The sequence below is a fragment of the Streptomyces sp. YS-3 genome (genome assembly GCF_045257485.1).
In the GTDB taxonomy this organism is placed as follows: Bacteria; Actinomycetota; Actinomycetes; order Streptomycetales; family Streptomycetaceae; genus Streptomyces.
The window spans coordinates 1-9059 of the sequence record NZ_JBJHPC010000287.1 but is presented as its reverse complement, the minus strand read 5'-3'; the positions used below and the strand labels follow the sequence as shown (position 1 = coordinate 9059).

General features: G+C 71.1%; 8 protein-coding genes. 5 read left to right on the top strand and 3 right to left on the bottom strand.

Annotated elements, in window-relative coordinates; all coding sequences use genetic code 11:
• Nucleotides 1-231 precede the first annotated feature (231 nt).
• The 4 genes from ACJA3G_RS22135 (at nt 232) to ACJA3G_RS22120 (ending at nt 3852) form a co-directional block, all read left to right on the top strand.
• Nucleotides 232-597: a hypothetical protein gene (locus ACJA3G_RS22135; RefSeq protein WP_406554765.1), complete on the top strand. Its 366-nt coding sequence runs from the start codon at nt 232-234 to the stop codon at nt 595-597.
• 332 nt (nt 598-929) lie between these two features.
• Nucleotides 930-1379 carry a hypothetical protein gene (locus tag ACJA3G_RS22130; RefSeq protein ID WP_406554764.1) on the top strand — a complete coding sequence of 150 codons (450 nt, stop codon included), beginning with the start codon at nt 930-932 and terminating at the stop codon, nt 1377-1379.
• 8 nt (nt 1380-1387) lie between these two features.
• Nucleotides 1388-3214: an alpha/beta hydrolase gene (locus ACJA3G_RS22125; RefSeq protein WP_406554763.1), complete on the top strand. Its 1827-nt coding sequence runs from the start codon at nt 1388-1390 to the stop codon at nt 3212-3214.
• Nucleotides 3215-3390: 176 nt separating this feature from the next.
• A complete protein-coding gene (locus tag ACJA3G_RS22120; protein ID WP_406554762.1) occupies nt 3391-3852 on the top strand; it encodes a hypothetical protein in 462 nt (153 codons plus the stop codon).
• Here ACJA3G_RS22120 and ACJA3G_RS22115 read toward each other — a convergent pair.
• Together ACJA3G_RS22115 and ACJA3G_RS22110 are read right to left on the bottom strand one after the other, a co-directional pair.
• Nucleotides 3839-4882 carry an MBL fold metallo-hydrolase gene (locus ACJA3G_RS22115; protein WP_406554761.1) on the bottom strand — a complete coding sequence of 348 codons (1044 nt, stop codon included), beginning with the start codon at nt 4880-4882 and terminating at the stop codon, nt 3839-3841. The two genes, ACJA3G_RS22120 and ACJA3G_RS22115, sit on opposite strands and share 14 nt — an antisense overlap.
• Nucleotides 4883-5020: 138 nt before the next feature.
• Entirely contained in the window at nt 5021-5797 is a 777-nt protein-coding gene (locus tag ACJA3G_RS22110) for a helix-turn-helix domain-containing protein (protein ID WP_406554760.1), read from the bottom strand.
• A 1094-nt stretch (nt 5798-6891) separates the two neighbouring features.
• On the opposite strand from ACJA3G_RS22110, the gene ACJA3G_RS22105 reads away from it, so the two are divergent.
• On the top strand, nt 6892-8160 hold the full coding sequence (locus ACJA3G_RS22105; RefSeq protein ID WP_406554759.1) for a hypothetical protein: 1269 nt from the start codon (nt 6892-6894) through the stop codon (nt 8158-8160).
• Nucleotides 8161-8226: 66 nt separating this feature from the next.
• Here the strand turns inward: ACJA3G_RS22105 and ACJA3G_RS22100 are convergent, their stop codons facing one another.
• Nucleotides 8227-8748, bottom strand: a complete 522-nt coding sequence (locus tag ACJA3G_RS22100) for a GNAT family N-acetyltransferase (protein WP_406554758.1) — start codon at nt 8746-8748, stop codon at nt 8227-8229.
• Between the last annotated feature and the right edge of the window lie 311 nt (nt 8749-9059).

Sequence of the window (9059 nt, the reverse complement as noted above, 5' to 3'; positions counted from 1 at the left end):
GTTTTCCGGGGGCGGCGGGCCCTTGCGCGGGCTGCCGCGCGAGTGGCTCCGGACCGCTGAGCCGAGACCCGTGGGTACGGGTACGTGCCACTGCGCCGGCCACCACGCGGGCCCCATGGGCTGAGTAGGGGCCCGCGCGCGAGATGAGTAGGCGCGCGCATGCCCCGGCGGCGCCCCGGCACGAGGATCGTCCCGGACCCGAAAACCGAGGCGACGGAAATGGAAACCCCTGTGAACCCCACCACTTACGCGACCCTGTACGGCCCCTACCGGCCGCCGCGGCCCCGTCCCCGCCCCGGGCAGGCCGTCGTCATCGGACTCGCCGCCGCGGTATGGGGTATGACGCTCGCCTCGCTCGCCCTGCTGACCTTGGTGGTCGGCATGGCGGCGCTCTGGGGCGCCGCGGACGGCGCGCCCGTCCGGGACTTCGTCCTGACCTACTTCGGGACCGTCCTCGGCGCAGCCGCGGCGCTCGGCGCGCTGGCCTTCGCTCCCGGAGTCCGCCGCCTGGCACCGGCGAGCCGCCTGCTCCTGCTCGGCGCCCTCGCCTGCCCCGTGCCGGCCCTGTACGCGTTCCGGATCTACGGGATCGCCTGAGACCCCACGGCCGGGCCCCACGGACAGCACGGAGAAGGGCCCTGGCCCCGTAGTGACTACGGGAACCCGGGCCCTTCTCCATCGAGCGCTGGGCAGGCCTTGCACCTGCATCTCCCCACAGGAAGTGGGGCGCCTTTCCTTGGACCACCAACGCCGGTCCTGCCACCGCTCGTTCGCGGCGCAAGCTCAAGATCTACTATAGCGGACCCCCGCCCCCGCCGAAACCGGCATCTGAGTACGGGTACTCACGAGCCCCCGTTCCGCTCCTTGTAGCCTGACGGCGGCGCAGAGCCGCAGTGACGTACGAGACGGGTGGGATCAAAGGGGGAACGGTGGAACGGGTGGGGTCCTTCGCGGACGAGTGGGCGCGGCTCAAGAGCGGTCCTCCGGGCGGCGGGGGCGGCATGCGCCTGGCCCATGCCGATGACGGCGGTGGTGGCGGCAACGGGGACGTGCAGTCCAGCAAGGCCGCCTGGACGGCGGCCGGGAGTGCCGTCGGCGGGCTGAGCGGCGACGTGAAGAAGGCGCTCACCGCCCTGGAGACGGGCCAGCAGGGGCTGGCCACCGGTGGCGGGGTGGAGAGCGCCGCGGCGCAGGCCGAGGTCTACCAGAGCTGGAAGACCTACCTCGACAAACTGTCCGGCCGGTGCACAGCCCTCCAGGGCAGGCTGGAGCGGGCGGGCAACGACCTGCTCCTGACCGACGACAACATCAGGGGCCTCTTCGTGGAGCTGGGCAAGCAGTACCAGGACACCCCGGCCGTCGGTGGCGGGGGAAAGTGACCTGAGCCGTGGACATCGAGACGCTGAAGACGCTGAAGCTGCACGAGTTCGAGGAAGCGGCGAACGGATACCGCACTTCCAGCGACATGGCCAGTGGTGCCAAGGACGCGCTGGAACAGCGGATCACCGCCCAGATGCAGAAGGCCCTCAAGGGAGCGGCGGCCGACGCGGCGGTGGGCCAGCTGCGCGAGGTCGCCAAGGACTTCCACTACGTACAGGTCGAGTGCGGCCTCGCCGCCACCGCCCTGACCGCGTTCGCCGCCGACATGCGCCCCGCACAGGACAAACTGAACCGGGCGCTGTCCGAGGCGGCCGAGCACAAGTTCACGGTGGGCGCGGACGGGTCGGTCAGCTATCCGGCGGCGGGCCAGAACCCGGGCGGGGCACCACCGGGACCCGGCTCCGCCAGTAGCAGCAACTCCCTCACCGGGCCGGCCGCCGCGATCCAGGAGCAGGCGCGCAACCTCGACCCCAACCCCAACTACAAGATCGCGCAGGATATAGCGAACCGTATCGCCGAGGCCCTCAAAGAGGCCACCGACACGGACCAGAAGTGGGCGCCGCAACTGCGCAAGCTCAAGGCCGACGACGACCTGGTCGTCTCCGACGGCGACTGGGCGGACGTCGCCAAGGACACCGAGGCTGTCCAGGCAGCGGGCAAGCACTACCTGGACTCCCTCCCCCAGCCCCCCAAGGACGGCAGCCCCAAGGCCAACGCGGACTGGTGGAAGCACCTCAGCCCCGACCAGCAGGCCGCCTGGACCGCACTGCACCCCGACACCGTCGGCACCCTCGACGGCCTGCCGGCCACGGTCCGCGACGAGGCCAACCGCATGGTCTTCGACGAGCGGCGCGGCCAGTACCAGACGGAACTGAACGGCATCCCCAAACCCCCGGCCAACGAGTGGACGTGGATCACCGCCGGGATGTTCCCCTCCAAGGTGCACACCGACGAATGGATGGACTGGGACAAGAAGTACGGGGACCGGTACCGCCACCTGGAATCGTCCCTCAAGGGCATGGGCGCCATCCAGAAGCGGTTCGACCAGACGGGGACGGAGGGGTTGCCCGAGGCGTACCTGCTCGGCTTCAGCCCCGAGGGCCATGGGCGGGCCATCGTGGCCAACGGGAACCCGGACACGGCACGGCATCAGGCGGTGTACGTGCCGGGCACGACGTCGAACCTGGAGGGATTCGGGGGCAGTATCGACCGGACGACGGAGCTGTGGCGCCAGACGCAGCGGGTGACACCCGACGCGTCCGTGTCGACCATCGCCTGGCTCGGCTACGACGCCCCGCAGGACATCGTCAAAGACTCGCCGTTCGAGCATTACGCCTATGACGGCGCGCCTGCCTACCGGAAGTTCATGGACGGCCTCGACGCTTCGTACAGTGCTCCCGGTGAGCCGCACCGTACGGCCATCGGGCACTCCTACGGCACCACCCTCATCGGGGCGGCGGCCCAGAAGGGCGACCTCAACGCGGACGACGTCATCTTCGCGGGCAGCCCGGGGGTCAAGGTGGGCTCGGCCGACGAAATGGACGTCCCCAAGGGGCACGTATGGAACGAGGAGGCCGATGGCGACAAGGTGCCGGACATCGGCCGCTGGGGTCACGGCGGCAGCTCGTGGAAGATGGGCGGCGGCGTGTTCCTCATCCCCAGCGACGAGGCCTTCGGCGCGAACCAGATGAACACGGACCCCGAGGGCAGCGGCCCGTCGGCGACGAAGGGAGCGCACGGCCACAGTGAGTACTGGGACCGGGACACGACGGCCCTGAAGAACCAGGCGCTGGTCGTGGTCGGCAAGTACGACAACGTCACCGCTCCCCGATGACGCCGGGCACCACCGAGCCGTACAACGCCCACCGTCCGGGCCGTCACCGGCCCCCACGCACTTCACCAAGGACCCGCATGCTCCGCGCACCGCTCCCCGCTGCTCGCCGGCGACGCCGTCCGGGCAGCGCCCTGTTCCCCCTCGTACTGACCGGCCTTCTTCTCAGTGGATGTGGCATGAGCGACGACGACACCTCGACGATCCCCCTCGCGGGCACAGCCGGCACCGATGACGCGGTCGCCGCCGTGAAGGCGGTGTCCAGCCAGGTCTACGAATTCACCGGGGTGCCCGGCAAGGCCTCGGAGCCCGGGCCCGGCGTCAAGGCGTGCCCGGGCAGGGATCCGGAGAAGTACTTCCAGGTGTACCACCCGTGGAACTTCGCCCCGACGTCCGCCGCGGACAACGACGTCGCCATGAAGCACCTCAAGGAGAAGCTCAGCACCGGTGGTTGGGTGCTGAAGGACGAGTACCGGGACAACAGCCCGAACAAGAACCTCAATCTCGTCGCCGACAACGACGCCAAGAAGATGAGCGTCTCGATCGTGGCGTACAGCAAGGACGACGTCCCGAGCCTCGCCATCGAAGTCGTATCGGGCTGCTACCAGGTCCCCGAAGGCCAGACGATCAAACACTCCTAGCGTGGTCGTGGCGGCGCGCCCAAACGTCCGGCTCCGGGGCGTGGCGCGCCGGAACGGCGTCGGGCGCCGGTGAGTCGGGGCGTCGGTCGAAGGCCCACTGGGCGGCCTCCCTCGCGAGCGCGATCAGGTCGGGGGCCGAGGTGTCCTCGTCCAGGTGGCGGTATTCGACGGCCGTCTGGATCAGCAGACGTTCCGGCAGGCCCAGGTGGGAGTGGAAGCCCGACTCGATGATGGCCTCGGCGGTCGTCCGCGCGCTCCGGCCGGCGGCGTGGCCGGCGTGGATGAGGGTCTCCAGGTCGCGGAGGTAGGTGAGGTGGTCGCGGACCCCCTCCGGACCGACGATGGGACCGTGGCCGGGTACGACGGTACGGGGGTTCAGGGCCAGGATGGTCTCGCATGCCCGCGCGACGCGGGAGAGCGGGCCCTCCCAGTGCACGGGGTGGTCGCCGACGAAGAGGATGTCGCCGGCGCAGACGGTGGCCTGCTCGGGGAGGTGGACGATCAGGTCGCCGACGGTGTGTGCCGGGCCGACCTCGATGAGCTCCACGGGAACCGTTCCGACGTGGAGCGTGTGCCGGCCGGTGAAGGTCCGGGTGGGCGGGCGCAGTTGGAGGCCGTCGTAACGGTAATGGCCGAAATGCTTGCGCATGTACCAGCCGAGCGGCTCGTCGGCGGGGGTGGTGTGGGTGAGGAGGTGCATCGCCTCCGGGTCCGGCTCCAGGCAGAGGTGGTCCAGGCTGGCCCGGGTGCTGATGATCTCGGCGCCCGGGAAGAAGGCGTTGCCGAAGGTGTGGTCGCCGTTGGCGTGCGTGTTGACGATGGTGCGCACCCGGGCTCCCTCGGGCAGGACGGCCGTGGCCGCCGCCATGAGGGTGCGGGTCAGGGGGCCGTCGTAGGGAGTGTCGACCAGAGCGGCCTCCGTACCGGAGGCGATGACCAGGCAGTTGGCGAAACCCCAGGTCCCGTTCTTCTGCGGAACCCAGGCGTGGATTCCGTCGGCTATGCGGGTGAGTGCAGGGGGCAAGCTCATGAGCGCATTCTTTCCTCGTCCGGCCGGCTCACCGGCCGGCCGTGCCCTGGGGTAATCGCCACAGGGCACAGGTGTACCGGCTGGATTCCGGTCTGCTGAATTACGTCCGAAAACAGTCGTCGGCGCCACGGGCGCGCGTCAGTTCACGGTCTCCGCCCGATCGAAGAGCAGGGTCGTATAGCGCGCTCCGGACGGGTTCGGGAACTGGCTGAGCATCATGGTGACGTGGCCCTCCCCGAGAATGGCGTGGCGCAGCGGTCGCCGGTCGCCGTCCGGGTGGATCTTCGCGCTGCCGCTCTCCTGGTAGTGGCGGCGCGTCCACGGGTCGTCCATCAGCCCCTCGCGGATGCCCAGCAGAACGGGGTCGTCGGGATGGGCGGCCAGCGAGGCCCGCAGCGCCGGGACCAGGGCGGGCAGCCACACGGACCCCCAGTCCATCAGCGTGAACTCCCGCGCCTCGCGGTCCAGCAGCATCCAGGCCATGGTGTTCTCCGGCGGCTCCCCGCGCGGGAACATCTGGGCGAACGGCTCGTTGTGGAAACGCAGGTTGTAGCGGAAGTCCGTGATGTACGCCATCTCCCGCTGGCCGTCCAGTACCTGCTGCCAGGAGGGCAGCAGATCCGGTTCGGCGGCCGGGTGGAGCGGAAGGGACGGCTCCGTCCCGAAGTACTCCAGATGGGCATAGATGTACTCGCTGTCCTTGAACCTGAGCACCCTGGCCAGTTCCAGGAGGTAGGCGGGTGTGGGACGCAGGGCACCCGACTCGACCTTCTGGTAGGTGCCGACGCCCTTGCGCATCAGGAAGTCGACGTCCGTCTGACTCAGTCCCCTGACCCGCGGCCCCCGGCGGCCCGCCGCGGGCCGGGGCGGCAGTCCCGCCTCCTCCGGCCGGAGCGCTTCCCTGCGGGCCCGCATTAACTGCTGGATGACCTGTTGATTCACGTGCCCTCCCCCAGAGCAATGTAGTTGAATATTAAATATCAGATACCGTAATACGGGAGATTAACTTCCCGTTGTTAAATGATCGCCGGTCCCTCAGGATGAAACACCATCAGGTCGCGGAGCTGTCATCCGGGGCCGGGGCAGTTGCACTTGAACGCCCGGCGACAACCGCATACCGATCCACCTCCCGCCGGGCGCGCAGCGGTTCCGCGGGTTCCGGCGCGGAGGTGGTGACTTTGAGCAGGGTTCGGACCGGCGGTGACGAATTCGGGGGCCCGCCGGCCAAGACGGGGAGTGGAGCATGGCACAGACGCACGGCCGTCCGGTCCGGGGGACCGGCGGCACCCGGAGCATGGGCATCGGACCGAGGGCCATCCACCGCCACGTCGTGGCAGTCGGGGGCGCACACCGCAGAGCGCGTGCGGCACAAACGTCCTGCGCGGCGAGACGGGGCAGACGCGCCAGACGGTGACCTGGGCAGCACGCGCCACGGGACACATTGACCGGTGCTTGGTGTGCGGTGCTCGGTGTGCGGTGGATCGCCCTCGCTGATGGCCCTGCCCAGGACGTACGTACGCGACCCCCTCGCCTCACGCAGCTGGCACATGCGCCGTCGGTGTGCACGAGCTCCCCATGACCGAGGGGAGTCCCTCGTGCGCCGCCACGCACCCTCCCGATCCGGACCCGAAGACGCCATGACGCGGTGACGCGGTGACGCGGGTCCACGACCCGGCCCGCCCGCGTACCGGTTCCGGCCCGCCGTCGGGCCACCGCTACCACCCCTGAGAGGTCCCGCCGGTACACGTCCCTTCGCCGGCCGGGACCGGCCGAGAGCGTGGCGACGAGCCGCCGTACGCCCGCCGCCCTCCACGGGCGCCTCGGCCCCGGAAGGGGGGCGCCGCCCATGACCGGCGGCGCCCCCTCGCCCCGCCTGCCCGCGACGGCTCGGACGCCGGGTGCCTCCATGCGCCCGCCTTCCCCCCACCCCAAAAAACTTCCCCGACTCGACTCGACTCGCCCTCAGCCCGCACGATGACGCGGGCCCCCGTCCGTTCCGGAGCCTCGCCGTGTCCTTCTCCTCGCCCGCCCGCTCACTGTCCCCTTCTTCCGTCTCGCCGCCGACCGTTGCCGTCGTCGCTCCCGGCGGTGACAGCGCCTCCGCCGCCCGGTACACCGGCCCGGAGTGGGCGAGCATCGCCGTCAGCCTGTCCCCCGAGGCCCTGCCCCCGGCGCACCGCGCCCGCACCGCTGCGACCGGCCACCGGGAGGAGATCCGGCACGACACCCTGCGCCGCACCGCGTGCGAGCTGCGCGCCCGGCAGGTCGGCGCGATCGTGCCGGGCAGTGGACCCGGTGTGGGCCTGGCCGAGCAGCTGGCCCACATGCTGGGCATCGCGGGCAACTTGGCCACGACGTCCGTACTGCGGACCGACCGGGCCGTCCAGGCCGCGGCCCTGCGGGACAGCGGGCTTGCCGCCCCGCGCGGCCTGCACACCGGCAGCCTGACGGCGGCGCTGCGCTGGGCGGAGCTCCGCGACCTGCCCGCCTATGCGCTCGCCGCGGCGGACAGCGCGGTGACCGCGCCTCCGGCCGTGTGCACCAGCACTGCCGAGATCCGCTCCGCCTGGCCGCGGCTGCGCGCTGCCGCCCTCCACGAGAGCGGAAGCGCCGACCTCGTCATTCAGGAAGTGGTGCCGGGCCAGCAGTTCGTCGCCCACACCGTCTCCGTCCCCGGTTCGGGGCAGCGCGCGGTCGTGGCGCTCTGGTCCGAACTGCGCACCGGCCAGGGCGTACACGGCCGTTCCGACCTCGTGGATACGCACAGCGTGCTCGGCCGCGCTCTGCTGCGGTACGCGGGGCGGGCCCTGGACGTACTGGGCGTACGGGCGGGCGCGGCCCGCTGCCGGATCGCCTTCTCCGCCGAGCACGGACCCACCCTGCTGTCCGCGCAGGCGTTCGCGCGCACCACACCGGTGGAGGAGCTCGTGGCACGGGCCACGGGCATCGACCATGTGCGGGCCACCGTCCAGGCCGTCGCCACCGGGCGGCTCGCGCCCTCGACGCGCGCGTACCGGCATGTGTCCCGCGTATCGCTGGTGGCCCCGCGCGACGGGTTCCTCGACGGCCGCCTTCTGGGCGTCCTCGACTCCCTGCCCACGGTGGTCGCCACGGAGGGGGCACTGACGCCAGGTGCCCGCGTACGGCGTACGGTCGACCGCGCCACGTGCCCCGGCGTGCTCGTCCTGGCCGCGGCCTCCCGCGAGGCGATCGAGAGGGACTACCGGGCGATCCGCGCGCTGGAGCGGCTCGGTCTTTACGGGGACGCCGACCGGTGAGGCGAGCGGTGAGGCGCTGATGGCGACAGGGGGCGGCCGAGGGTAACCCGGCCCGGGCACGGTCGGTCAGGGGCGCCGTACCGGGCGGATCATCGTCGTGTACACCGTGGACTCGCGCGACTCCCTGCGGTCGGCGACTCTTCGGTACCCCCACGCCTCGCACGCGGACTGGAGCGCCCCGCCGCCCGCCGCGGAGTCCACGAGAAGCGTCACGCGCTCCTCCGGGCGCAGCGACAGCCACACCTCGTGGAGTTGCGCGGCCACACCCGTGCCGCGCCAGGCCTCGCGTACCGCGATCTCGTCCAGGACCGCCGTCCGCCGCCCGGTCTCCCACGTCACGTACTCCGGCAGCGGCACGATCAGGCCGGACCACCAGTCGGTGTCCGCCGCCAGCGAGAAGCCGTGGCAGTAGCCGACGGCCTCGCCGTTCTCGTAGCCGATGGCCGCCGTCCAGCCCGGCTCGGCGGCGGCCTCGGCCAGGCGCTCCTCGAACCCGGTGTCGCCGCCGCTCTCGCGGTGCACCTGGAGCAGACCGTGCATGACGTACGGGAGGTGTTCGGCGTCGGTCAGGCTGTACTCGACCGTCACGGATCTGCCGTCCTCTCCCTCGGTGCCGACCGCACGGCAGCCCGGAGGCCGGCGCGTCGAAACCGTCCGCCCCGGGAACCGGGACAGCAAGCCTAAACCAAAAAACCGACCCGATCGGCTGTTTCGCGGCGTCCCGTCGTGGGGCGTCCGGCCTGACCGACCCGCCCCTTCCCCAAACGAATGTGCGGTTGTCAGACCGCCGTGATACTCACTTACCTCAACGGGGGCGGTGTCCCGGCCCTCTGACGGTGTGCCGGGCGTAGGTGACTAGGGGTGGGGTATGGCGTTGCTCCGTGGGGTGGGGCTCTCTC

What these genes read in the sequence shown, in the direction of transcription:
- ACJA3G_RS22120 (WP_406554762.1), top strand. Translation starts at nt 3,391, where the DNA reads ATGAGCGACGACGACACCTCGACGATCCCCCTCGCGGGCACAGCCGGC.
- ACJA3G_RS22115 (WP_406554761.1), bottom strand. Translation starts at nt 4,882, where the DNA reads ATGAGCTTGCCCCCTGCACTCACCCGCATAGCCGACGGAATCCACGCC.
- ACJA3G_RS22110 (WP_406554760.1), bottom strand. Translation starts at nt 5,797, where the DNA reads ATGCGGGCCCGCAGGGAAGCGCTCCGGCCGGAGGAGGCGGGACTGCCG.